We start from the raw sequence: 23,680 nt of genomic DNA, 5'->3' as shown, positions 1-23,680 counted from the left end.
CTTTCGTTTTAAAAGCAAATGTGTTAAGCTTTTGAGTGGGTTTTGTCAATCCTAACTAGTAGTCGGAGGGAAATCCAATGAACAAAAAATCAATTCGTGACGTAGATTTAAAAGGTAAGCGTGTATTTTGCCGCGTTGATTTCAACGTACCTATGAAAGAAGGCAAAATTACAGATGAAACTCGTATCCGTGCAGCTCTTCCTACAATTCAATATTTAGTAGAGCAAGGTGCGAAAGTTATTTTAGCAAGTCACTTAGGCCGTCCAAAAGGTCAAGTAGTAGAAGAAATGCGTTTAACTCCAGTAGCAGCACGTTTAGGCGAGCTTCTTGGTAAAGACGTTAAAAAAGCGGACGAAGCATTCGGACCAGTTGCACAAGAAATGGTTGCAGCAATGAACGAAGGCGACGTATTAGTTCTTGAAAACGTACGTTTCTATGCGGGCGAAGAAAAGAACGATGCAGAACTTGCGAAAGAATTTGCAGCACTTGCTGACATCTTCGTAAACGATGCATTCGGTGCAGCTCACCGTGCTCACGCTTCTACAGCAGGTATCGCAGACTACCTACCAGCAGTATCTGGTCTATTAATGGAAAAAGAGTTAGATGTACTTGGTAAAGCACTTTCTAACCCAGAACGTCCATTTACAGCTATCATCGGTGGTGCGAAAGTAAAAGATAAAATCGGTGTAATTCGTCATCTATTAGACAAAGTAGATAACTTAATCATCGGTGGTGGACTTGCTTACACATTCGTTAAAGCTTTAGGTCATGAAATTGGTCTATCTCTATGTGAAGACGACAAGATCGAACTAGCTAAAGAATTTATGCAACTTGCAAAAGAAAAAGGCGTAAACTTCTACATGCCAGTTGATGTTGTAATCACTGAGGAATTCTCTGAAACTGCAACAACTAAAATCGTTGGTATCGACTCTATCCCTTCTAACTGGGAAGGCGTGGACATCGGTCCTAAAACACGTGAAATTTATGCAGATGTAATTAAAAATTCTAAGCTTGTTGTATGGAATGGACCAATGGGTGTATTTGAAATGACTCCATTCGCAGAAGGTACAAAAGCAGTAGGACAAGCATTAGCAGATGCAGAAGATACATACTCTGTTATCGGCGGTGGTGACTCTGCAGCAGCTGTTGAAAAATTCGGTATGGCTGATAAAATGAGCCACATTTCTACTGGCGGCGGTGCGTCATTAGAATTCATGGAAGGTAAAGAGCTTCCAGGTGTAGTTTGTCTTAACGACAAATAAGTAGCAGCCAAAGAAAAAGGACGGTGCAAAGCATGCGTAAACCAATTATCGCAGGTAACTGGAAAATGAATAAAACTCTATCAGAAGCAGTTAGCTTCGTAGAGGAAGTTAAAGGTCAAATCCCAGCAGCTTCAGCTGTTGATGCAGTAGTTTGCTCTCCAGCTCTATTCTTAGAGCGCCTTGTAGCAGCAACTGAAGGGACTGACTTACAAGTAGGTGCACAAAACATGCACTTCGAAAAAAATGGTGCATTCACTGGTGAAATTAGCCCAGTAGCACTTAGCGACTTAAAAGTTGGCTATGTAGTACTTGGCCACTCTGAGCGTCGTGAAATGTTTGCTGAAACAGATGAGTCAGTAAACAAAAAGACTATCGCAGCATTTGAACATGGTTTAACACCAATCGTATGTTGTGGTGAGACTTTAGAAGAGCGCGAAAGCGGAAAAACATTTGATCTAGTAGCAGGTCAAGTGACAAAAGCACTTGCAGGTTTAACAGAAGAGCAAGTTAAAGCAACTGTTATCGCTTATGAGCCAATCTGGGCTATCGGTACAGGTAAATCTTCTTCTTCTGCAGATGCAAACGAAGTATGTGCGCACATCCGTAAAGTTGTTGCAGAAGCTGTTTCTCCAGAAGCTGCAGAAGCTGTTCGTATCCAATACGGCGGTAGCGTAAAACCAGAAAACATTAAAGAGTATATGGCACAATCTGACATCGACGGCGCTTTAGTTGGCGGTGCTAGCTTAGAGCCTGCTTCGTTCTTAGGTCTTCTGGGGGCGGTAAAATGAGAAAGCCAACAGCTTTAATCATTCTTGACGGTTTCGGACTTCGTGAAGAAACTTACGGGAATGCTGTAGCACAAGCTAAGAAACCTAATTTTGATGGTTACTGGAACAAATTCCCTCACACAACGCTTACAGCTTGTGGCGAGGCAGTAGGTCTTCCAGAAGGTCAAATGGGTAACTCTGAGGTTGGTCACTTAAATATCGGTGCTGGCCGCGTAGTATATCAAAGCTTAACACGCGTTAACGTTGCAATTCGTGAAGGTGAGTTCGATAAGAACGAAACTTTCCAAAATGCAATTAAAAGCGTAAAAGAAAAAGGTACTGCACTTCATTTATTCGGTTTACTTTCTGACGGTGGTGTGCACAGTCACATGAACCATATGTTTGCTCTTCTTCGCCTAGCAGCAAAAGAAGGCGTGGAGAAAGTTTATATCCATGCATTCTTAGACGGCCGCGATGTTGGACCACAAACAGCAAAAGGTTATATCGATGCAACGAATGAAGTAATTAAAGAAACAGGAGTAGGACAATTCGCGACTATCTCTGGTCGTTATTACTCTATGGACCGTGACAAGCGTTGGGATCGCGTAGAAAAATGTTACAGTGCTATGGTGAATGGTGAAGGCCCTACTTATAAATCAGCAGAAGAGTGTGTAGAAGACTCTTATGCGAACGGTATCTATGATGAATTCGTATTGCCGTCTGTAATTGTTAACGAAGATAACACGCCAGTTGCAACAATCAATGATGATGATGCAGTTATCTTCTATAACTTCCGTCCAGACCGTGCAATTCAAATTGCTCGTGTATTTACAAACGAAGACTTCCGTGAGTTCGATCGTGGTGAAAAAGTACCTCACATTCCAGAATTCGTATGTATGACACACTTCAGTGAAACTGTAGATGGTTACGTGGCATTCAAGCCAATGAACCTTGATAACACTTTAGGTGAAGTTGTTGCGCAAGCGGGATTAAAGCAACTTCGCATCGCGGAAACTGAAAAGTATCCGCACGTTACATTCTTCTTTAGCGGTGGTCGTGAGGCTGAATTCCCAGGAGAAGAGCGTATCTTAATTAACTCACCGAAGGTTGCAACGTATGACTTGAAACCTGAAATGAGCATTTACGAAGTAACGGACGCTTTAGTAAATGAAATCGAAAATGATAAACATGAAGTTATCATTCTTAACTTTGCGAACTGTGATATGGTTGGCCATTCTGGGATGATGGAACCAACAATTAAAGCAGTAGAAGCAACTGACGAATGTTTAGGAAAAGTTGTAGAAGCGATTCTTGCAAAAGATGGTGTAGCACTTATTACTGCTGACCATGGTAATGCTGATCAGGAGTTAACTGCTGATGGCGGTCCTATGACAGCTCATACAACTAACCCGGTTCCTTTCATCGTTACAAAAAATGATGTAGAGCTTCGTGAAGGTGGTATTTTAGGAGATATCGCTCCAACAATGCTTACACTTTTAAATGTGGAACAACCGAAAGAAATGACAGGTAAAACAATTATTAAATAATTTGCTTATATAAAAAGGAGAGAATTTATTATGTCAACAATTATTGATGTTTATGCTCGCGAAGTCCTTGACTCTCGTGGTAACCCAACTGTAGAAGTAGAAGTTTACACAGAAAGCGGCGCTTTCGGACGCGCTATCGTACCAAGTGGTGCATCTACTGGTGAGCACGAAGCAGTAGAATTACGTGACGGTGACAAATCTCGTTACCTTGGTAAAGGTGTTGTTAACGCAGTAAACAACGTTAACGAAATTATTGCTCCAGAAATCGCTGGTTTCGATGTAACTGACCAAGCTGGTATCGACCGTGCTATGATCGAATTAGATGGCACTCCAAACAAAGGTAAACTAGGCGCTAACGCTATCCTTGGTGTATCTATGGCAGTAGCTCACGCAGCAGCTGACTTCGTAGGTCTTCCATTATACCGTTACCTTGGTGGATTCAATGCAAAACAATTACCAACTCCAATGATGAACATCATCAACGGTGGTTCTCACGCTGATAACAACGTTGACTTCCAAGAGTTCATGATCTTACCAGTTGGTGCTCCAACATTCAAAGAATCAATCCGTATGGGTGCTGAAGTATTCCATGCACTTAAAGCTGTATTACATGACAAAGGTCTTAACACTGCAGTAGGTGACGAAGGTGGATTCGCTCCAAACCTTGGTTCTAACCGTGAAGCTTTAGAAGTAATCATCGAAGCTATCGAAAAAGCTGGTTACAAAGCTGGCGAGAACGTATTCTTAGGAATGGACGTTGCTTCTTCTGAGTTCTACAACAAAGAAACTGGTAAATATGACCTTGCAGGCGAAGGCCGTACTGGCTTAACTTCTGCAGAAATGGTTGATTTCTATGAAGAGCTTTGCAAAGACTTCCCAATCATCTCTATCGAAGATGGTTTAGACGAAAACGACTGGGATGGTCACAAATTATTAACTGAGCGTATCGGTGATAAAGTACAATTAGTTGGTGACGATTTATTCGTAACTAACACTCAAAAACTTGCTGAAGGTATCGAAAAAGGTATCTCTAACTCAATCTTAATTAAAGTTAACCAAATCGGTACTTTAACTGAGACTTTCGAAGCTATCGAAATGGCTAAACGTGCTGGTTACACAGCAGTTGTATCTCACCGTTCTGGTGAAACTGAAGATGCTACAATCGCTGACATCGCAGTTGCAACTAACGCTGGCCAAATCAAGACTGGTTCTATGAGCCGTACTGACCGTATTGCTAAGTACAACCAATTATTACGCATCGAAGACGAACTAGGCGAAATCGCTGTTTACGATGGTATCAAATCTTTCTATAACATCAAACGATAATTGTAGAAAATAAACGACAGACCGTGAGAAATCACGGTCTGTTTTTTTATGCTAAAATTGTTCACCCGTCATAAGTGACATGAAATGTTTGAAGAAGCGGTTATAGTCAAAATCAATTGCGATTTGATGAACCGGCCAATCAATAAATGGCTTCTGGTTCACTAGAGAGCGAAATTCCCCTATGCTTGCTCCTTGTGCAGAGGATTCTGTCATGACAACAATAGGTGATTTATGATATGTGAACATAGAGTTATCAAATAAAGCGAGTATTGGCATTGTGTCATGGAAGGGGCTCCCCTTTAAATGTGGTAGGGCGTCTTTATAATATCCGTAGTAATAATGATCAAATAACGGTTTGACAAGTGGAGCTTTTCCTTTTGCCTCAATGTATTCTGCCATTTCTGGTGTAATGATGGAGTATTGAGTGACGTTTAATGGGTATATGTACATGTTAACTGCGGATTGAAGGACTATATTAGCGGCAGTAGGATCGCCATAAAAGTTTGCTTCGGAAATAGGGGTAACATTACCAGGATGTAAAAAGGCACCGCCCATTACGTAGTAAGATTTAATTTGTTTCATTAACTGTTTGCACATGATAAACAAAATTGCTAGGGAGGTAAGTCTTCCTAAACTCACAATGATTAATTCATCTTTATACTGTTCAATAAGAGGAATGACTTCAAAAAAATTCTCCATTTCTCCGTTAGTCACATTCACCTTTGGAATAATTGGACCGAGCCCCTGTTTCCCATGTACATCCGTAAAAAACGCAGGTGGGGCACCAGTAAGGGGACGTTCTGAACCACCGAATATCTTGATATTTCTATTCTTTGTTTCGTTATTAAAAAAATGAGCATTTTCTACGGCCATTTTTTTTGGAACATTGCCGTAATCAGCAACGATACCGACGATTTCTATTTCATCGATAAAGAATGCTAAGAGGAGAGCCATCGTATCATCAATCCCAGGATCACAAAAAATGAGAACTTTTTTGGGCATATGTTCACCACCTATCTTGTTTATCCCGTACAAATCCGCTTGGTGAGGGCTAATAATCAATAAGGATAAGGGAAATCTCATTGATTAAAGTTTCACTTTATATATATGTAAGTTTAAGGATAAAAAGATTATTTTATTGAAATAATAGTATTTTAAATTCAGAAAATAAAAACTTTTTATATTAGGTCAAGGTTTTTGACGTAATTTTCATTTGAAAATGCAGTCATATCAAGGTTGTAAGCGTATAACATAGGCTGTTTTTGCTGTCAAGTTGATAAATTGCAGCTTTTTACAATTTATACTATGATAAAGATATTAACAGAAGATCGTATAAACATGAGGGATGATGAACATGAAATTTACAAAGATTCTTGTCCAAATTGCTGCTCTTTACGTGTTTTATATGGTTGGAACTTGGGTGCAAGAAATGTTAAATATTCCGATTCCAGGAAGTTTGATTGGAATGTTCCTCTTACTTGTTTTACTTAGCCTAAAAGTTCTTCCAGTGAAATGGTTCGATTTAGGAGCAGAAACACTCGTTGCTATTATGCCGTTTTTATTAATTCCGCCGACGCTTGGCCTAATGAATTACGGTGCTTTTTTTATGAGTAAAGGAATTTCTCTTTTCATTACAGTTGTAGCGAGTACATTTTTAATTATTATTGTCGCAGGACATACAGGACAATATCTTGCGAATAGGAAGGAAAGAGAGTCGCGATGAGCCAAATATTAATCGGAATCGGTTGGGTTCTTTTTACGGTGCTATTATATCAATTATCTAAAAAAATCTATAAATTATTTCCAACACCATTCACCATTCCAATGCTTGTAGCAACTGGATTAATGGCTTTCCTATTTATCGTGCTTGATATACCATATCAACATTATATGGAAAGTGGTGGTGGCTGGATTGCAAAGCTACTTGGACCCGGTGTTGTAGCATTTGCAATTCCTCTTTATAAACAACGTCATGTTCTGCAAAAATATGTTGTACCGATTGCTGGTGGGGTATTAGTAGGTACAACAGTTGCAATCGCTAGTGATTTTGCGATTGCTTCACTTATGGGAACAGATAAAAGCTTAATCTTATCGTCTTTACCAAAATCGGTGACAATGCCAGTTGCGATGAGTGTTTCAGAACAAGTTGGTGGTGTACCTTCCTTAACAGCAGCTTTCGTTGTTATCGCAGGTATTACTGGAACGATTACAGGACCCCTTTTATTAAAATGGAGCCGTGTTACAAACTCAGTTGGTAAAGGTATCGGATTTGGATGTGCTTCTCATATTATGGGTGTTATGAGAGCGATGAAAAATAACGAACATGAAGGTGTTATTGGATCGGTAACAATGACATTAACAGCAATTTTGACATGTTTACTTGGACCGTTATTTGCGATGATGTTTATGTAATAGAAGAAAAGCGAGAGCGCCTCTATAGCTCTCGCTTTTCTATAGAATTTATGCTACAGTTACAATAACTGAATCTTTGTAGGAGGTACGCCAAGTGCATACGTTATTATCAGTTTTACTTATTATTGTATCGATTTTAATGATTGTTATGGTACTTATGCAATCTAGTAATAGCTCAGGCCTTTCAGGTGCAATTTCAGGCGGTGCGGAGCAATTATTTGGTAAGCAAAAGGCACGTGGAATTGAAGCGGTATTAAACCGTATTACAATTGTTTTAGCTGTATTGTTCTTTGTATTAACAATTGGTGTTACGTACTTCAATTTATAGAATTGAAAGAAGAAGCGTTAGTGAATGGTACTAATGGTTCTTCTTTTTTTGTTTTGTCATTTGAAAGATGTTTCTAATTAGATTATAGAAATACAAATATGGTACACTAGATATAGAAAGAATACGACTAGATTACAGAAGAGAAAGAGGAGAAATACATGATGAAATTAGCATCTCCGAAACCATTTACATTTGAGGGTGGAGACCGCGCTGTTTTATTACTACATGGATTCACAGGGAACTCAGCTGATGTACGTATGTTAGGGCGTTTCTTAGAAAAGAAGGGCTATACTTGTCATGCGCCAATTTATAAAGGGCACGGTGTACCACCAGAAGAGCTTGTTCATACAGGGCCTACAGATTGGTGGCAAGATGTAACGGAGGCATATCAGCTTTTAAAAGATAAAGGTTTTGAGAAAATTGCTGTTGTTGGATTGTCACTTGGCGGCGTATTTTCTTTAAAATTAGGTTATACAGTACCGGTTTTAGGTGTAGTACCAATGTGTGCACCGATGTATATTAAGAGCGAAGAAACGATGTACCAAGGTATATTGGCATATGCCCGCGAATATAAAAAACGTGAGCAAAAATCACCTGAACAAATTGAACAAGAAATGTTGGAATTCCAAAAGACACCGATGAATACATTAAAAGCATTACAACAATTAATTGCTGACGTACGTAACAATGTGGATATGATTTATGCACCAACATTTGTTGTACAAGCACGTCATGACGAAATGATTAATACAGATAGTGCTAACATTATTTATAACGGTGTAGAATCTACGTTAAAAGACATTAAATGGTATGAAGACTCTACGCATGTCATTACACTTGATAAACAACGTGACGAGCTACATGAGGATGTATATAACTTCTTGGAGCAACTAGATTGGTAAGATCTAGTTGCCTCTTTTTTTCATAAGGAATTTTTTGTGAAAACTGTAAAAATCATAAGGGGAGTATTGAAGTTTCACTTTATACATCCCCTATCTTTCGGATACACTAAATAATATAAGGTTTTAAAGGAGGTATTTTTGCTTGGAAGAAATCATACAAGAACATATTGATAAGTTGTTATTATTTATGAGAGAAGAAGCGTATAAACCGCTAACGATACAAGAGTTAGAAGAGGCATTTGGAATTGAAGGTTCTGAGGGTTTTAAAGATTTTGTAAAGGCACTTGTAACGATGGAAGAGAAGGGACTTGTTATTCGTACACGTAGCAACCGTTACGGTCTTCCTGAAAAGATGAATTTAGTACGCGGTAAATTAATTGGACATGCACGTGGTTTTGCATTCGTTGTACCAGACGAGAAGAAAACAGGAGACGATGATCTTTTCATCCCGCCTACAGAATTAAACGGTGCACTTCATGGCGATACAGTATTAGCACGCCTTAGTTCTCAATCAAGCGGTTCACGTCAAGAAGGTTCAATTGTACGCATTTTAGAGCGTGGAACGAAAGAACTAGTTGGTACATATACAGAATCGAAAAACTTTGGATTCGTTATACCTGACAATAAGCGTTGGACGAGTGATATCTTTATCTTGAAAAGCGCATCAATGGGTGCTGTAGAAGGTCATAAAGTAGTTGTGAAAATTACGAGCTATCCAGAGAATCGTTTAAGTGCAGAAGGTGAAGTTATTCAAATTCTAGGTCATAAAAATGATCCAGGAGTAGATATTTTATCTGTCATTCATAAACATCATTTACCTTTAGCATTCCCTGAGGAAGTGATGGAGCATGCAAACAGTGTACCAGAAACGATTTCAGAAGAAGATTTAAAAGATCGCCGCGACCTGCGTGATCAAATGATCGTAACGATTGATGGTGCAGATGCGAAAGATTTAGATGATGCTGTTACAGTAACGAAGCTTGAGAACGGTAACTACAAGCTAGGCGTTCACATTGCGGATGTAAGTCATTACGTTCAAGAAGGCTCTCCAATTGATGTTGAAGCAGCGGAAAGAGCGACAAGTGTGTATCTTGTTGACCGTGTAATCCCGATGATTCCACATCGTCTATCTAACGGTATTTGTTCATTAAATCCGAAAGTAGACCGTCTGACATTATCTTGTGAAATGGAAATCAACAACTTAGGTGATGTTGTTAAACACGAGATTTTCCAAAGTGTGATTAAAACGACAGAGCGTATGACGTATGCTGACGTAAGAAGCATTTTAGAAGATGAGGACGAAGAGTTAATTAAGCGTTATGAGCCGCTCGTACCGATGTTTAAAGAGATGGGTCAATTGGCACAAATTTTACGTGAAAAACGTATGCGCCGTGGTGCAATTGACTTTGACTTTAAAGAAGCGAAAGTATTAGTAGATGAAGAAGGAAAACCGACAGACGTTGTCATGCGCGATCGTTCTGTATCAGAGAAGTTAATTGAAGAATTTATGCTTGTTGCGAATGAAACAGTAGCAGAGCACTTCCACTGGATGAACGTACCGTTTATGTACCGTGTCCATGAAGATCCGAAAGAAGATAAGCTTGAGCGTTTCTTCGAGTTTGTAACGAACTTCGGATATGCGGTAAAAGGACGTGCGAATGAAGTGCACCCTCGTGCGCTGCAACAAATACTTGAAATGGTTCAAGGACAGCCAGAAGAAGTAGTTATTTCAACAGTTATGCTTCGTTCTATGAAGCAAGCTCGTTACGATGCGGATAGTTTAGGACATTTCGGTTTATCAACTGAGTTCTACACACATTTCACATCACCAATTCGTCGTTACCCAGATACAATCGTTCATAGATTAATTCGTGAATACATTATTAATGGTAAAGTCGACAACGAAACGCAAGCAAAATGGCGTGAAAAATTACCTGAGATTGCAGAGCACTCTTCTAATATGGAACGCCGTGCTGTTGAAGCAGAGCGTGAAACAGATGAGATGAAAAAAGCAGAGTATATGGTTGATAAGATCGGTGAAGAGTATGACGGTATGATTAGCTCTGTAACAAACTTCGGTTTATTCGTAGAGCTTCCAAATACAATTGAAGGTCTTGTACACGTTAGCTACTTAACGGATGATTACTACCGTTATGACGAGCAACATTTCGCTATGATCGGAGAACGTACAGGAAACGTATTCCGCATCGGTGACGAAATTACAATTCGCGTTATTAACGTAAACAAAGACGAGCGTGCAATCGACTTTGAAATCGTTGGCATGAAAGGCACACCTCGCCGTAAGTTCAAAGATCGTCCAGTCGTTATCGAGCAGCCAAGAACAGGCAGAAAGAAACGCGGTGGACGTAGCGAGCGCAGTAATGAGCGCGGCGGTGAACGTGGCACAGGTAGAAAATTTGACCGTGGTGGTAAAGGAAAAGGAAGAGGATCTGCATCCGCATCCGCTTCTGCTAGCCAGCCAGGAAAAAAAGATGGTAACGGTAAGAAGAAAAAAGCATTCTTCGAAAACGTACCAGGATTCAAGAAGAAAAAGAAAAAGCGTAAGTAAGAAAAGAGTGGCTTCGCTTTGATGAAAAGCGGGGCCTTTTCTTTTTTCTTCGTGGCTTAAGAGCGAGCCACTTTCGCTTTTTAATGGAATCTAGCTACAGTGGCTAGAATCTGTTGGCCATTTCACTCCCTCGGACGAAGCAAAAAGCGCTTCTCTGTCGGGAGTTCCAATGTCCAAAGATTCTGAGCGAGCCACTTTCGCTTTTTATTAACATTTGTTACAATAGTAAAAATAGAGGAGGGACGTTATATGCCAAAGGGTACAGGTAAGGTTATTGCACAAAATAAAAAAGCATTTCATGATTATTTCATCGAAGAAACATACGAAGCAGGGCTTGTCCTTCAAGGAACGGAAATTAAGTCGATTCGCGCTGGACGCGTAAACTTGAAAGATGCGTTTGCACGTGTACATAATGGTGAAGTATGGGTTCATAATATGCACATTAATACGTACGAACAAGGGAATCGTTTCAACCATGATCCACTTCGTACTAGAAAATTACTTCTGCATAAAAAAGAAATTGATAAACTAGCGGGCGCTGCGAAAGAAACAGGTTACGCATTAGTTCCACTTAGAATTTATTTGAAAAATGGATTTGCAAAAATGGCACTTGGTTTAGCAAAAGGTAAGAAACAATACGATAAACGTCACGATTTAAAAGAGAAAGAAGCTAAACGTGAAATTGCACGCGCGTTCCGTGATCGCCAAAAGATGTAATACAGATATTTACATTTGTAAAATGGAGCTCGTATGTTATAATAACTTATGTAAGGTTGTTGCACATTGAAAAACAGCTCTTAGTAGCTATCACGATATTTTCTTCGTATGCTCCATTTTTATCATGGGGACGTTACGGATTCGACAGGGATAGTTCGAGCTTAGGTTGCGAGTCGAGGGGATCGGCCTCGTTAAAACGTCAAAGCCTATAATTGGCAAACAAAACAATCTTTCTTTAGCTGCTTAATTGCACTAAAGGTTCCTCCCTCCATCGTCCATGTGGTAGGGTAAGGGACTCAAACTAAGTGGACTACGCCGGAGTTCGCCGTCTGAGGACAAAGGAAGAGAACAACCAGACTAGCAACTTGGAAGCCTGTCGATAGGCCGAAGAGTTCGCGAAATGCTAATATATCGACTACACTCGTAGAAGCTTAAGTGCCGATATTTTTGGACGTGGGTTCGACTCCCACCGTCTCCACCAATACATATTTGGTGGTTTTTTATTTTGTATGATATGAACCATAATTTTGCCAGGTTGGCGAGGTTATGGTTCTTTTTGTTTATGGAAAAGTTATAGTTCTAAAAATAGAATGTATCTAATTCTTTGGTTCTTTCACTTACATCCTCAATGTATCTTGTGTGCTATCCCTTAATGATCACAATTTTATCCCGTCAAAGCCTGAGTGGTGAGGACTGATAATTAGTGGGGATGAACATCCCTGTTTGATCAATTAATACTTCACTTTATTTGAATCTTCATATGTTTTGTGTTTTTATCCATACCTATTGTAAGATTATATAGAGTTCTCCTAATAAGCTGTTTTAATGGATTATTTAGGGGGGGAATTTGTAAATCATAAATTGTTTTTTCGGAATAATTTTTTATATAAATAAGTTATATTGAAGTAGAGGTGAACCATCGGTGAAGCAGGTGTTGGTGATTAAAAATGAACGGTCTTCAGCAAAGAAAATCGTAAGCGGTCTAACGCAAGAAGGCTATTTCATTTTAAAACTTCACAATGAAAACGAAGGTTTAAATATAATATATGAACAAGATTGGGATATTATCATATTGGATTGGGATTCATTAAGTATATCAGGACCAGAAATTTGCAGACAAATACGACTTGTTAAAACGACACCGATTATTATTGTGACTGACAATATTTCTAGTAAGGATTGCGTTGCAGGGTTACAAGCAGGAGCAGATGATTATATAAGAAAACCATTTGCGAAAGAAGAATTAGTAGCAAGGGTTCAAGCAATTTTAAGGAGAAGTGATTGTAACCAGCAAAAGGAGATAAACTTTTTTCAGTTTAAAGATCTCTTTGTTGATGCATCAAGCAATATTGTGAAAAAAGGTGGCGAAAATCTCTCACTTACTAAGCGTGAGTACGATTTACTTGTATTTTTAATCAAAAACAAAAACACGATATTGAGCCGTGAAATGCTTTTGAATCAAGTTTGGGGATATAACGTAGTAGTAAATCCAAATGTAGTAGATTTATATATTGGGTATGTAAGAAAAAAGTTAAAGTGCGAGAAGAAAGACAGATATATTCAAACGATACACGGCAGAGGCTATTCAATGATTGAATGATAAAATAAGGTAATAGAAAAAAGTTTCTTAGAAGTATTAAAAGACGTAAAAAATGGATTATGAAAATATTAGCTATTAATGGGCGTGTTTTGTAGAGGAAATCATGGTTAATCAATACGCCCGACTTCACATATTACTTTCTATGCCTGATTTTATGAATTCGCACCATTCACAAGATTTTCACAGAATTAATGACTATACTAATTAACAGGATGTTCAAATGAAAATGATTATCAATAGCGATTCAATTGAATAAAAGTTACTTTCTAATTCAATCTATGGATGTCATCATTTTCGAAATAAATCACACTATAAGGAGTATACATATGAAAAAATCTATGCTTTTAAAATTAGTGAGTATTCTAGCAATTTTCACTTTAATGTTAGTGGCTTGCTCAGATTCAAGTAAAGAAACTTCGAAGGCTAATAATAAAGATAATGGTAGTGATAAGCCAAAAACGGTTGAAATCACTGATGCTCATGGAACTGTTAAAGTACCTGTAAACCCAAAGAATGTAGTTGCTTTGGATAACAGAACTTTTGAAACTTTATCTGATTGGGGAATTAAACTAGCGGCTGCTCCAAAAGATATCATGCCTGCAGATTCAGCATATAAAAAGGATGATTCAGTTCAAAATATTGGAAATCACCGTGAACCAAATCTTGAAATTATTGCAGCGGCAAACCCTGACCTTGTAATCGTTGGTCAAAGATTTGCTGATCATTACGAAGAAATTAAAAAATTAGTGCCAAATGCAGCTGTTATTGATCTTAATTTTGATGTTTCTGAGAAGGCTACTAAGCCTGGAGAAAACTTAGTAAAAGGACTTAAAGATTCTACAACTACTTTAGGTAAAATCTTTGCTAAAGATAAAGAAGCTAAACAATTAATAGCTGATTTCGATAAATCTATTGAAAAAGCAAAATCTGCTTATAACGGAAAAGATAAAGTTATGAGTGTTATCGTTACTGGTGGAAATATTGGCTTTGCTGCGCCGCACTCTGGTCGCGTTTGGGGACCAATGTATGAAATTTTCGGTTGGACTCCAGCATTAGAAGTGTCTAATTCTACTGCAGGTCATAAAGGTGATGACGTTTCTGTTGAAGCTATCGCACAAACAAATCCTGATTGGCTTTTCGTATTAGATCGTGATGCTGCAACATCTGATGCAGCTAAGTCAACACCTGCTAAGGATGTTATTTCTAAATCACCAGCTCTTCAAAACACAACTGCTGTTTCTAAAAAACAAGTTGTTTATGCACCAGAAGATACTTACACAAATGAATCAATTCAGACTTATGTAGAGTTATTTGGAAATCTTGCAAAAACTTTAGCTAAGTAGTGTAAAGGGGTACGAAACAGTGTCAAAAAATATGATTTCTAGGGTTGAGAATATTTCTCAACCCCAGTTTTATAATCACAATAAAATATGGACAAAACCTTTTATAATAGCGGTTATAGTTGTTATAATTTTAGGGATTATATCACTGTTTACTGGAGTTTATGATATACGTGGACAAGAGGATGGAATGGAGATGTTTTTCATCACTCGTGTTCCGAGAACAGTTGCATTAATGCTTACTGGAGCTGCAATGGCGATGGCAGGGCTCGTAATGCAACTCATTACACAGAATCGCTTTGTTGAACCTACTACAACGGGGACGATTGAATGGTCAGGCTTAGGCCTGCTTTTTGTGTATTTACTATTTCCTGCCCCGACTTTAGTTCAAAGAATGACTGGTGCAATCATTTTTTCTTTTATAGGAACTATGATTTTCTTTCTATTTTTAAGAAGAGTTAAGCTTCGTTCGTCTTTAATTGTCCCGATTATTGGATTGATGCTTGGAGCAGTAATTTCTGCAGTGTCTACTTTTTTAGGACTCCTTTTTCAAAAGACGCAAAGTATTGAAACTTGGTTTGTAGGTTCATTTGCTAACATTCAGGTGGGAAGATATGAATATTTATGGCTGATTGTTATCATTACTTTTCTTATTTTTATGTATGCTAATAGATTGACTTTAGCTGGACTAGGAGAAGATGTCGCAACAAGCCTTGGAGTTAATTATAATAGAATTGTTCTTTTGGGGACTGCCCTTATCTCTGTTGCAGTTGGAATTGTTGCAGCTGTTATTGGACACTTGCCTTTCTTAGGATTAATTGTGCCAAATATCGTTTCAATGTTTAGAGGTGATGATCTTAGGAGTAATTTACCTTGGGTTTGTGTGATCGGAATGGGGTCAATAACTGCCTGTGACATCATTTCTCGAACAATTATACAGCCTTTTGAAGTACCTGTTTCTTTAATACTTGCAACGGTGGGAGCAGTCGTGTTTATTACTATTTTATTGAGACAAAGAAAACCAAGGAGGCTGCGATGATCACATTAGATTATAGAAATAAAGAAAATGTCGAAATCGATTCTAGCCTTCATAATGAAAGTAGATCAGCTAGTGCTTTTCGGTCTAAGAAGGAAGCAAGACGTTATTGGTTTTTACTGATTACATTGATTGCTTTAGGTCTCCTTTCTTCATATGGACTTTTAGTTTATAACAATCCAGTTCCGATAGATTCACCTTCTTTTATCCCAGTTGTTAAGAGAAGGATAGTAGCTATTGTTGCGATGATTATCGCTGCAGTTTGCCATAGTTTGTCGACAGTTGCTTTCCAATCTATTACGAATAACAAAATTATTACTCCTTCGCTTTTAGGTTTCGAATCACTTTATTCAGCAATTCAAACGAGTACAATATTCTTCTTTGGTGCTAGTGCATTAATGAATTTTAATGGAATTGGATCTTTTTTATTCCAAGTTGTTGTTATGGTCTTCATGAGTTTGATACTTTATGGATGGTTACTTTCCGGTAAATACGGGAATTTACAACTTATGCTTTTAGTTGGAATTATTATTGGTACCGGGCTAAATTCTGTGTCAACTTTCATGAGAAAACTACTTGCGCCTTCAGAATTTGATATTTTACAAGCAAGATTATTTGGTTCTGTTAATCATGCAGATCCTGCATATTTTCCTATTGTAATTCCGATGATCATAATTGTAGCAGTATTAATTTTTGCTCATTCTAAGAATTTGAACGTTTTGTCACTAGGAAAGGATGTTGCTACTTCTTTTGGAGTTAAATATCAACCTAGTGTAATTTATACGCTTGTATTAGTAGCTATTTTGATGTCTATTTCAACAGCTCTAATTGGGCCACTTACTTTCTACGGCTTTTTAGTAGCAACGTTGAGTTATCAGGCGGCGTCAACGTATGATCATAGATATATTTTTCCGATGGCTTTTGCTATAGGATTTTTAATAATGACGAGCGCATACTTTTTAATGTATCATGTATTCCATGCTCAAGGTGTAGTTTCAGTTATTATTGAATTATTTGGTGGAATCATATTCTTAACTATAGTTTTAAGGAAGAGGGCTTTATGATAAAAATTGATAATGTTAAAAAGTTCTATACTGATAAGGTAAAAATAGGACCTTTGGATATTGAAATACCAAAAGCAGGCTTTACTTCTTTAATTGGACCAAATGGCGCTGGAAAGTCAACGACACTTTTGATGATTGGCAGACTTTTAGATATGGATGAAGGTCAAATTCAGGTAGCAAATATGGATGTTTCTGAATCCAAATCAAAAGATTTAGCAAAAGTTTTGACTATATTGCGACAAGAAAATCATTTTGTAACTAGGCTTACTGTGAGACAATTAGTTGGATTTGGGCGCTTTCCTTATTCAAAGGGAAGATTGACTAAAGAAGATGAGGCTATCATCTCTAAATATATCGATTTCTTAGATTTAACTAGTTTAGAGAATAGATATTTAGATGAGCTTTCTGGTGGTCAAAGACAAAGGGCATATGTAGCGATGGTATTGTGCCAAGAGACGGAATATGTACTTTTGGACGAACCTTTAAACAACCTTGATGTTGCTCGTTCTGTTCAAATGATGGAGCATTTGAGACGTGCAGCTAATGAATTTGGAAGAACAATTTTGACTGTCATGCATGACATAAATTTTGCAGCTAAATACTCGGATAAAATTTGTGCTATGAAAGATGGACAAATTGCTGCTTTCGGAACAGTAGAAGAAGTTATGGACCCAACACTTTTGACAGATATTTTTGAAACAAAAATAGAAATTATTAATGGTCCTTATGGGCCAATCGCAGTTTATTAGTTATAAAATGTAAAAAAATACTGTAGCTTGCGTAGATTATGCAAGCTACTCTAGTTGAAGTTGCTGTCTATATTTTATAGGCAGCAGCTTTTTTATGTGACTACTCATAAAATGCAAAAGAATGCTTCACCTTTTCAAGTATGTACTAAACGAAAAAAATATCTCTGTATAACTTTTTAAAAGAATTCAGCTTGTTTTTTGTATATGTAATATTGCATATCAGAGTGTATTGATAAAAGTGTAAGGGGTCACTATAATGAGGGCATAAAGATAAATCAAAATTTCGTAGCAATAAAAAGGAGGAAATAATATGGAAATCGCAATGGCAGTTTTAAAATTTGTAGGTGGCGTAATCCCGTTAATTCAAGAACTTTTAAAAGCATTTATGTAAATTTATTAGTTAGCAATCATTATCGTATTTTACTAAAAAAAGAACGGGGTGATTTTTCTGAATATTAAGAAAAACACTAAAAGAAGAAAGTTCCTTGCATGTTTATTAGTTAGTCTATGCACTATTAATTATTCATCTATTTCCTTCGCAGAAACACAAGTAAGTAATACAACTGATGTAACCAAAAATGCTAGTGGCATTGATAATGGTATAGCAAATCTTAAATATAATAATCAAGAGGTTTTAGCTGTAAATGGTGATAAAGTAGAAAGTTTTGTTCCGAAAGAAAGTATCAATTCAAATGGTAAATTTGTAGTAGTGGAACGCGAGAAAAAATCACTTACAACGTCGCCAGTCGATATTTCAATTATTGATTCTGTAGTGAATCGTACGTATCCAGGAGCTGTACAACTTGCAAATAAAGCTTTTGCAGACAATCAACCGAGTTTATTAGTGGCTAAGAGAAAACCTTTGAATATTAGTATAGACTTACCGGGCATGAGAAAAGAAAATACAATCACTGTCCAAAATCCGACATATGGTAATGTAGCTGGAGCAGTAGACGATTTAGTATCTACTTGGAATGAAAAGTATTCTACAACACATACGTTACCTGCAAGAATGCAGTATACGGAATCTATGGTTTATAGTAAATCACAAATCGCAAGTGCTCTTAATGTTAACGCTAAATATCTTGATAACAGTCTAAACATTGATTTTAATGCGGTTGCAAATGGAGAGAAAAAAGTGATGGTAGCGGCGTATAAGCAAATATTTTATACGGTAAGTGCTGAACTACCTAACAATCCATCCGACCTTTTTGATAATAGCGTTACTTTTGACGAGTTAACTCGAAAAGGCGTAAGTAATTCGGCTCCACCTGTTATGGTTTCAAATGTAGCTTATGGTAGAACGATTTATGTAAAATTAGAAACAACATCTAAGAGCAAAGATGTACAAGCTGCTTTTAAAGCCTTACTTAAGAATAACAGCGTTGAAACAAGTGGACAGTATAAAGATATTTTTGAAGAAAGTACCTTTACTGCTGTAGTATTAGGCGGAGATGCGAAAGAGCATAACAAGGTTGTTACTAAAGATTTCAATGAAATCCGAAATATCATTAAAGATAATGCTGAATTAAGTCTTAAAAATCCAGCATACCCAATTTCATATACAAGCACTTTCTTAAAAGATAATGCAACTGCTGCTGTTCATAACAATACAGATTATATTGAGACGACAACTACAGAATATTCAAGTGCTAAAATGACACTTGATCATTACGGTGCTTACGTTGCTCAATTTGATGTATCTTGGGATGAATTCACATTTGACCAAAAGGGTAACGAAGTATTAACACATAAAACGTGGGATGGTAGCGGAAAAGACAAAACGGCTCATTACTCTACAGTTATCCCTCTTCCACCGAACTCAAAAAATATAAAAATTGTAGCAAGAGAATGTACAGGTCTTGCATGGGAATGGTGGAGAACAATTATTAATGAACAAAACGTTCCATTAACAAATGAAATAAAAGTTTCAATTGGAGGAACAACATTATACCCAACAGCTAGTATTAGTCATTAAGTATAAAACAAGCGCCCTATAAGTAGGGCGCTTTTTACTTGGTCACAAATTTTATTTTGTATCGGTATGTTTTTAAGTTTTGTAAATCATCAACTATAAGGTGGGAATATTGTGCAGACGAAAAGCTACATGTTTTTCGTCTTTTCGTTCTCTTGCTTAATAAGAAAGATCCTGTAACTCAGTACAGGATCTTTAATCAAACGTTTTTAAAAGCTAAATTGTGGTTTCATATCACCTTTATAAGGTTCATGTTCAACGAATATAGTTATATCCTTACCAGCTTGGTCTTTACCAGTTCTCTTATACGTAAATTTATTCTTATTTAGTTCAGTAAGTTCAAGAGCAGCACCGTATTTGTTATTTCCAATTGAAACATGGGCTCTTATTTTATTTTTGTGTACAACATCGAAGTAGCCATAATCACCGCGGCTTTGACCTGTTTCGCTATTGAAGAACTCATATTTATTAGATTTGTCATCAAATTTTGCTAGACTTATAAAATTCGAATTAAACTGTGTTACATCGTTACCAGCTTCGTCTAATACCTTTGTTCCGTGCCAAAGGGTACCGCCTAAAATTTTATCTCCATCAACGTTTTTAACAATATCTCCTGTAGTCGTGTTCAGCTGCTTGTCCGGATCAGTGAAAGAAAGTTCTTTTTCTTTATATGGAACATGTTCAACGAAAACTTCTACATCTTTACCGTTAGCGTCTTTCCCCATTCGTTTATAAGTAAATATATTTTTATTTAGTTTTGTCATGTCAACAACAGCTTGATACTTCATTGATTCTGAAATTAATATTCTCTTCTTCCCATCATTTGTGACAAAGAAAGTTCCTTTATCGCCACGACTTGCACCTGTTTTAGCATCAAAAAATTCATATCTGCCGGACTTCACATCATATTTTGCAAGACCAATGAAGTTCGCATTCTCTTTTGTTAAGTCATTCTTATCTTTGTCATACACTCGTGTACCTTGCCAATTTGTCTCGCTAAGAATATTAGCCATTTTTTGCCCTTTAGTTAATTTGTTTTCCTGTTTTGTTTCTTTAGCAACTTGTTCTTGTTTTTGTTTCCCATGATTTTCTTCAGCTTTAGTACCAGCACACCCTGTTAATGCTAATGTGAATCCGAGCAGTACGGATGATAGTGCTTTTGTTTTTTTGTTCATGTTTTATCGTCTCCTTATTTTATGATTTCAAGTAGTACGGTTAGCGATTATAGTAGCAGTGCGTCATATATAAACTTAATTGCTACGTTTCTTATGTTAATCCCCGACTATAAACTGCCTCTAAATAAAACATTAAAAAAAGATAAACTAATTCCTAAAATTTTTTCATACTTATAAAAAGGTCTTTTACATGGGGGTGAATGTAAATTTCTTATTTTGAAACTGGCGTAATCACATTGGGGTATACACATTATGCTTACATTGCGATTTTAGATGTGATGTTATACTGTGTATAAGATTTTATGTGTGTATGTTGTGTCGGTTTTTGTCGGTAAGTCGATATATTTCGAAAATCGCTGATATATTTGGAGTTGCGCCGATATATTTCGAAAATCGCTGATATATTTGGAGTTGCGCTGATATATTTGAAAAATCGCTGATATATTTTGGAGGGGGATAAAAATGATTGTGAAAGAGCGGAAAATGCCCGTATATTTGCTGCAATTAGAAGCTTTACTTAGAAGATTGCCTGCTCATCATCCAAAAAGGAATGTGGTGGTTGAAAGTCTAGCGAAATTTATGGCCGGCTATAAAGGAGAGCAGGCGATTGAATATCCACTTAGTTTTTTACCCGAAACAGAATACAGTATTTTACATGATATTAGGTTATTTGATCAAAAACATTATTTCCAAATTGATACTCTCATAGTTTCATCTTATTTTCTTCTTTTTCTTGAAATAAAAAATATTATTGGTACATTAATTTTTGATGCAAAGTTCAATCAACTTATTCGAATAGTAGATGGTACTACGGAAGAAGGATTCCCAAATCCGCTTTTACAACTGCAACGGCAAGAGATGCAACTGAGAAAATGGCTGAATCTACATGATTTACATAATATTCCGATTGAATCCCTCGTTGTAATTAGTTCCCCTCGTACAATTATTAAAACTTCAGATGAAATACTGTCTAGTAAAATTATCCACAGTGCAAATTTACCTAATAGAATAAAACAGATTAAAAATCAATATAAAGAAAAAGTGATTGATAATATAAATGGACTTATAGGCCAGATTATGAATGAGCACATTCCGCAACGTCAAAATGTTCTTGCGCAATATAAAATTAAAAAAGAGGAATTGCTAAAGGGTGTACAGTGTGAGGAATGTTTTACAATGGCAATGTTAAAAGAAAGACAGGGATGGCGTTGTTCAAATTGCAATAGTATGTCTAAACATGCTCATTTACGTGCTGTACAAGATTACACACTTCTGTTTAGTGTGATAACTACTAATAGCGAATTGAGGGAATTTCTTAATATGGAATCTAGTTCTGCGGTTAAAAGACTCCTCCAAACAATGAACATCACCTTCACTGGCAACAACAAAGGACGAATATATGATTTAACTTCTTTCCAATCGTAATTTTGCTATAATAAATAAGTACTTATACGAAGGGGAGTCTAAAGAGAAAATGAAGTCATTTAATATCGATCATGTTATAGCTAGTGTTTTGCAATGGATATTAAATATAGCCTTAATTATATTATCCATTGTGTTATCAATTTTCTTAGTGAATGAGACAATTACGTTTGTACAGTATATTTTTTCGGCAAAAGAGTATACGTCTTATAAATTGGTTGAAAGTATCATCGTCTACTTCTTATACTTCGAGTTCATTGCATTAATTATTAAGTATTTTAAATCGAACTATCATTTCCCGTTACGCTATTTTATTTATATCGGAATTACGGCCTTAATTCGATTAATTATTGTGTCTCATGAGGAACCGATGGAGACGTTATTATACGCAGGGGCAATTCTTGTTTTAGTTATTGCTTTATACATATCAAATATGAGAGATTTGAGAAAAGAGTAGTAGTGCAGACGTAAGTTTGCACTACTTTTTTACATCTTGACCTTCAAGTTGCTTGAAAGTTTACAATGAAATTAGGGCGTTTGAAATCGAAAAAAATTGAGAAATTAAGTGAAGAGGTTTCTTTTACTTGGAGGTTATAGGAATGAATCAGGAATTGAAGTTACGTCCATTAGAACGAGAAGATTTAAAGTTTGTACACGAACTGAATAATAATGCGCATATTATGTCGTATTGGTTTGAAGAGCCGTATGAGGCATTTGTGGAGCTGCAAGACTTATACGATAAACATATACATGATCAAAGCGAACGCCGATTTATCGTTGAGAAAGACAATGAGATGGTTGGATTAGTTGAGTTAGTAGAAATCGATTATATTCACCGTAGAACAGAATTCCAAATTATTATTGATCCGAATTATCAAGGATATGGTTATGCAGTGGATGCGACGCGTTTAGCAATGGATTACGCTTTTTCTGTATTAAATATGCATAAGATTTATTTAGTTGTGGATAAGGAAAATGAAAAGGCAGTACATGTTTATAAAAAAGTTGGGTTTATGGTAGAAGGTGAGCTTATCGATGAGTTTTTCGTTGATGGTAACTATCATAATGCGATAAGAATGTGTATGTTTCAGAAGCAATATTTTGAAAACAAGTAGTTGAAAGATTCGGAAGTAATGTTGACGCTTCGTAAAACCGTATGCTAAAATCCTTTTTAAGTATTAAGGAAGGTGCATAATATGCTTTATATAAAATTTGTAAAACTCATTAGAAAACTTTGCTCCGCACAAATGTATACGGTGAAGCGTTGTACGGAGCTTAATCAAGGGGTATAAATCCCCTATATTCATCGGCTGAATAACTTTTCTAAAAAAGTATAGTGTATCTATGCTTATTTCGTTATGGTTTTTCAGCTGGTGTATAAAATAGATTAAGGGGCCATAGACAATGCTTTGTCTATGGCCCTTTGTGTATATTATTCCGATGAGTCTTTACTGTAAATTGGAGTAGTATAGGAAAAACCACGAAGCAG

21 protein-coding genes and 1 other RNA gene are annotated in these 23,680 nt (G+C 36.8%); 20 read left to right on the top strand and 2 right to left on the bottom strand.

Annotated elements, in window-relative coordinates:
* The first annotated feature begins 77 nt into the window (after positions 1 to 77).
* From MHB52_RS26330 to eno, 4 genes are read left to right on the top strand one after another with little or no spacing between them, the layout of a single operon-like run.
* Positions 78 to 1,262, top strand: coding sequence for a phosphoglycerate kinase (locus MHB52_RS26330; protein WP_001036350.1), 1,185 nt, complete (start codon positions 78 to 80; stop codon positions 1,260 to 1,262).
* Positions 1,263 to 1,294: 32 nt separating this feature from the next.
* Positions 1,295 to 2,050 (top strand): triose-phosphate isomerase, encoded by a 756-nt coding sequence (gene tpiA, locus MHB52_RS26325; protein WP_001231038.1) that lies wholly within the window; start codon positions 1,295 to 1,297, stop codon positions 2,048 to 2,050.
* The gene (gpmI, locus tag MHB52_RS26320) at positions 2,047 to 3,576 is read left to right on the top strand and encodes a 2,3-bisphosphoglycerate-independent phosphoglycerate mutase (protein ID WP_061664396.1); all 1,530 of its coding nucleotides are present in this window, start codon (positions 2,047 to 2,049) and stop codon (positions 3,574 to 3,576) included. Before tpiA ends, gpmI begins: the two co-directional genes overlap by 4 nt.
* 30 nt (positions 3,577 to 3,606) lie before the next feature.
* Positions 3,607 to 4,902 (top strand): phosphopyruvate hydratase, encoded by a 1,296-nt coding sequence (gene eno / locus MHB52_RS26315; RefSeq protein WP_000103951.1) that lies wholly within the window; start codon positions 3,607 to 3,609, stop codon positions 4,900 to 4,902.
* Positions 4,903 to 4,953: 51 nt separating this feature from the next.
* Here the strand turns inward: eno and MHB52_RS26310 are convergent, their stop codons facing one another.
* Entirely contained in the window at positions 4,954 to 5,904 is a 951-nt protein-coding gene (locus MHB52_RS26310) for a nucleoside hydrolase (RefSeq protein WP_001125050.1), read from the bottom strand.
* Between the two features lie 352 nt (positions 5,905 to 6,256).
* Between MHB52_RS26310 and MHB52_RS26305 the strand changes: the two genes are divergently transcribed.
* The 13 genes from MHB52_RS26305 to alo all read left to right on the top strand — a co-directional run bounded on the left by MHB52_RS26305 (position 6,257) and on the right by alo (position 19,597).
* Complete coding sequence (locus tag MHB52_RS26305) at positions 6,257 to 6,625, top strand: CidA/LrgA family holin-like protein (protein WP_000673222.1); 369 nt, start codon at positions 6,257 to 6,259, stop codon at positions 6,623 to 6,625.
* Positions 6,622 to 7,314, top strand: a complete 693-nt coding sequence (locus tag MHB52_RS26300; RefSeq protein WP_000078304.1) for an LrgB family protein — start codon at positions 6,622 to 6,624, stop codon at positions 7,312 to 7,314. The genes MHB52_RS26305 and MHB52_RS26300 overlap by 4 nt, the downstream gene beginning before the upstream one ends.
* A 94-nt stretch (positions 7,315 to 7,408) precedes the next feature.
* Positions 7,409 to 7,642, top strand: coding sequence for a preprotein translocase subunit SecG (gene secG, locus MHB52_RS26295; protein WP_000557264.1), 234 nt, complete (start codon positions 7,409 to 7,411; stop codon positions 7,640 to 7,642).
* Between the two features lie 161 nt (positions 7,643 to 7,803).
* A complete protein-coding gene (gene estA, locus MHB52_RS26290) occupies positions 7,804 to 8,544 on the top strand; it encodes a carboxylesterase (protein WP_000761986.1) in 741 nt (246 codons plus the stop codon).
* Positions 8,545 to 8,686: 142 nt separating this feature from the next.
* Entirely contained in the window at positions 8,687 to 11,113 is a 2,427-nt protein-coding gene (gene rnr / locus MHB52_RS26285) for a ribonuclease R (RefSeq protein WP_000391096.1), read from the top strand.
* Between the two features lie 249 nt (positions 11,114 to 11,362).
* Entirely contained in the window at positions 11,363 to 11,830 is a 468-nt protein-coding gene (smpB, locus tag MHB52_RS26280; protein WP_001123919.1) for an SsrA-binding protein, read from the top strand.
* Positions 11,831 to 11,956: 126 nt separating this feature from the next.
* Positions 11,957 to 12,311: a transfer-messenger RNA gene (ssrA, locus tag MHB52_RS26275) on the top strand.
* A 441-nt stretch (positions 12,312 to 12,752) separates the two neighbouring features.
* Positions 12,753 to 13,430, top strand: a complete 678-nt coding sequence (locus MHB52_RS26270) for a response regulator transcription factor (protein WP_000815815.1) — start codon at positions 12,753 to 12,755, stop codon at positions 13,428 to 13,430.
* A 326-nt stretch (positions 13,431 to 13,756) separates the two neighbouring features.
* Positions 13,757 to 14,773 carry a siderophore ABC transporter substrate-binding protein gene (locus MHB52_RS26265; protein WP_061664395.1) on the top strand — a complete coding sequence of 339 codons (1,017 nt, stop codon included), beginning with the start codon at positions 13,757 to 13,759 and terminating at the stop codon, positions 14,771 to 14,773.
* A gap of 19 nt (positions 14,774 to 14,792) precedes the next feature.
* On the top strand, positions 14,793 to 15,809 hold the full coding sequence (locus MHB52_RS26260) for an ABC transporter permease (RefSeq protein WP_016118874.1): 1,017 nt from the start codon (positions 14,793 to 14,795) through the stop codon (positions 15,807 to 15,809).
* On the top strand, positions 15,806 to 16,870 hold the full coding sequence (locus MHB52_RS26255; protein ID WP_016118873.1) for an iron chelate uptake ABC transporter family permease subunit: 1,065 nt from the start codon (positions 15,806 to 15,808) through the stop codon (positions 16,868 to 16,870). The genes MHB52_RS26260 and MHB52_RS26255 overlap by 4 nt, the downstream gene beginning before the upstream one ends.
* A complete protein-coding gene (locus tag MHB52_RS26250) occupies positions 16,867 to 17,619 on the top strand; it encodes an iron ABC transporter ATP-binding protein (RefSeq protein ID WP_000590061.1) in 753 nt (250 codons plus the stop codon). The genes MHB52_RS26255 and MHB52_RS26250 overlap by 4 nt, the downstream gene beginning before the upstream one ends.
* A gap of 439 nt (positions 17,620 to 18,058) precedes the next feature.
* On the top strand, positions 18,059 to 19,597 hold the full coding sequence (alo, locus tag MHB52_RS26245) for an anthrolysin O/cereolysin O family cholesterol-dependent cytolysin Alo (protein ID WP_000576742.1): 1,539 nt from the start codon (positions 18,059 to 18,061) through the stop codon (positions 19,595 to 19,597).
* A 206-nt stretch (positions 19,598 to 19,803) separates the two neighbouring features.
* Here the strand turns inward: alo and MHB52_RS26240 are convergent, their stop codons facing one another.
* A complete protein-coding gene (locus tag MHB52_RS26240; RefSeq protein WP_061664394.1) occupies positions 19,804 to 20,769 on the bottom strand; it encodes a DUF4822 domain-containing protein in 966 nt (321 codons plus the stop codon).
* 462 nt (positions 20,770 to 21,231) lie between these two features.
* Between MHB52_RS26240 and MHB52_RS26235 the strand changes: the two genes are divergently transcribed.
* From MHB52_RS26235 to speG, 3 genes are all read left to right on the top strand, one after another.
* A complete protein-coding gene (locus MHB52_RS26235; RefSeq protein WP_061664393.1) occupies positions 21,232 to 22,194 on the top strand; it encodes a nuclease-related domain-containing protein in 963 nt (320 codons plus the stop codon).
* 49 nt (positions 22,195 to 22,243) lie between these two features.
* Positions 22,244 to 22,648 (top strand): phosphate-starvation-inducible protein PsiE, encoded by a 405-nt coding sequence (psiE, locus tag MHB52_RS26230; RefSeq protein ID WP_000834708.1) that lies wholly within the window; start codon positions 22,244 to 22,246, stop codon positions 22,646 to 22,648.
* A gap of 142 nt (positions 22,649 to 22,790) precedes the next feature.
* Positions 22,791 to 23,306: a spermidine N1-acetyltransferase gene (gene speG, locus MHB52_RS26225; RefSeq protein ID WP_001071092.1), complete on the top strand. Its 516-nt coding sequence runs from the start codon at positions 22,791 to 22,793 to the stop codon at positions 23,304 to 23,306.
* Positions 23,307 to 23,680: the final 374 nt, after the last annotated feature.

The sequence above is a fragment of the Bacillus sp. FSL K6-0073 genome (assembly GCF_038006085.1).
In the GTDB taxonomy this organism is placed as follows: Bacteria; Bacillota; Bacilli; order Bacillales; family Bacillaceae_G; genus Bacillus_A; species Bacillus_A cereus.
The sequence above is the reverse complement of the archived record's forward strand: the minus strand, read 5'-3'. Positions and strand labels throughout refer to the sequence as shown.

What these genes read in the sequence shown, in the direction of transcription:
- MHB52_RS26265 (WP_061664395.1), top strand. Translation starts at nt 13,757, where the DNA reads ATGAAAAAATCTATGCTTTTAAAATTAGTGAGTATTCTAGCAATTTTC.
- smpB (WP_001123919.1), top strand. Translation starts at nt 11,363, where the DNA reads ATGCCAAAGGGTACAGGTAAGGTTATTGCACAAAATAAAAAAGCATTT.
- MHB52_RS26305 (WP_000673222.1), top strand. Translation starts at nt 6,257, where the DNA reads ATGAAATTTACAAAGATTCTTGTCCAAATTGCTGCTCTTTACGTGTTT.
- MHB52_RS26300 (WP_000078304.1), top strand. Translation starts at nt 6,622, where the DNA reads ATGAGCCAAATATTAATCGGAATCGGTTGGGTTCTTTTTACGGTGCTA.
- MHB52_RS26330 (WP_001036350.1), top strand. Translation starts at nt 78, where the DNA reads ATGAACAAAAAATCAATTCGTGACGTAGATTTAAAAGGTAAGCGTGTA.
- psiE (WP_000834708.1), top strand. Translation starts at nt 22,244, where the DNA reads ATGAAGTCATTTAATATCGATCATGTTATAGCTAGTGTTTTGCAATGG.
- MHB52_RS26250 (WP_000590061.1), top strand. Translation starts at nt 16,867, where the DNA reads ATGATAAAAATTGATAATGTTAAAAAGTTCTATACTGATAAGGTAAAA.
- estA (WP_000761986.1), top strand. Translation starts at nt 7,804, where the DNA reads ATGAAATTAGCATCTCCGAAACCATTTACATTTGAGGGTGGAGACCGC.
- speG (WP_001071092.1), top strand. Translation starts at nt 22,791, where the DNA reads ATGAATCAGGAATTGAAGTTACGTCCATTAGAACGAGAAGATTTAAAG.
- MHB52_RS26240 (WP_061664394.1), bottom strand. Translation starts at nt 20,769, where the DNA reads ATGAACAAAAAAACAAAAGCACTATCATCCGTACTGCTCGGATTCACA.
- gpmI (WP_061664396.1), top strand. Translation starts at nt 2,047, where the DNA reads ATGAGAAAGCCAACAGCTTTAATCATTCTTGACGGTTTCGGACTTCGT.
- MHB52_RS26310 (WP_001125050.1), bottom strand. Translation starts at nt 5,904, where the DNA reads ATGCCCAAAAAAGTTCTCATTTTTTGTGATCCTGGGATTGATGATACG.
- MHB52_RS26235 (WP_061664393.1), top strand. Translation starts at nt 21,232, where the DNA reads ATGATTGTGAAAGAGCGGAAAATGCCCGTATATTTGCTGCAATTAGAA.
- tpiA (WP_001231038.1), top strand. Translation starts at nt 1,295, where the DNA reads ATGCGTAAACCAATTATCGCAGGTAACTGGAAAATGAATAAAACTCTA.
- eno (WP_000103951.1), top strand. Translation starts at nt 3,607, where the DNA reads ATGTCAACAATTATTGATGTTTATGCTCGCGAAGTCCTTGACTCTCGT.
- MHB52_RS26255 (WP_016118873.1), top strand. Translation starts at nt 15,806, where the DNA reads ATGATCACATTAGATTATAGAAATAAAGAAAATGTCGAAATCGATTCT.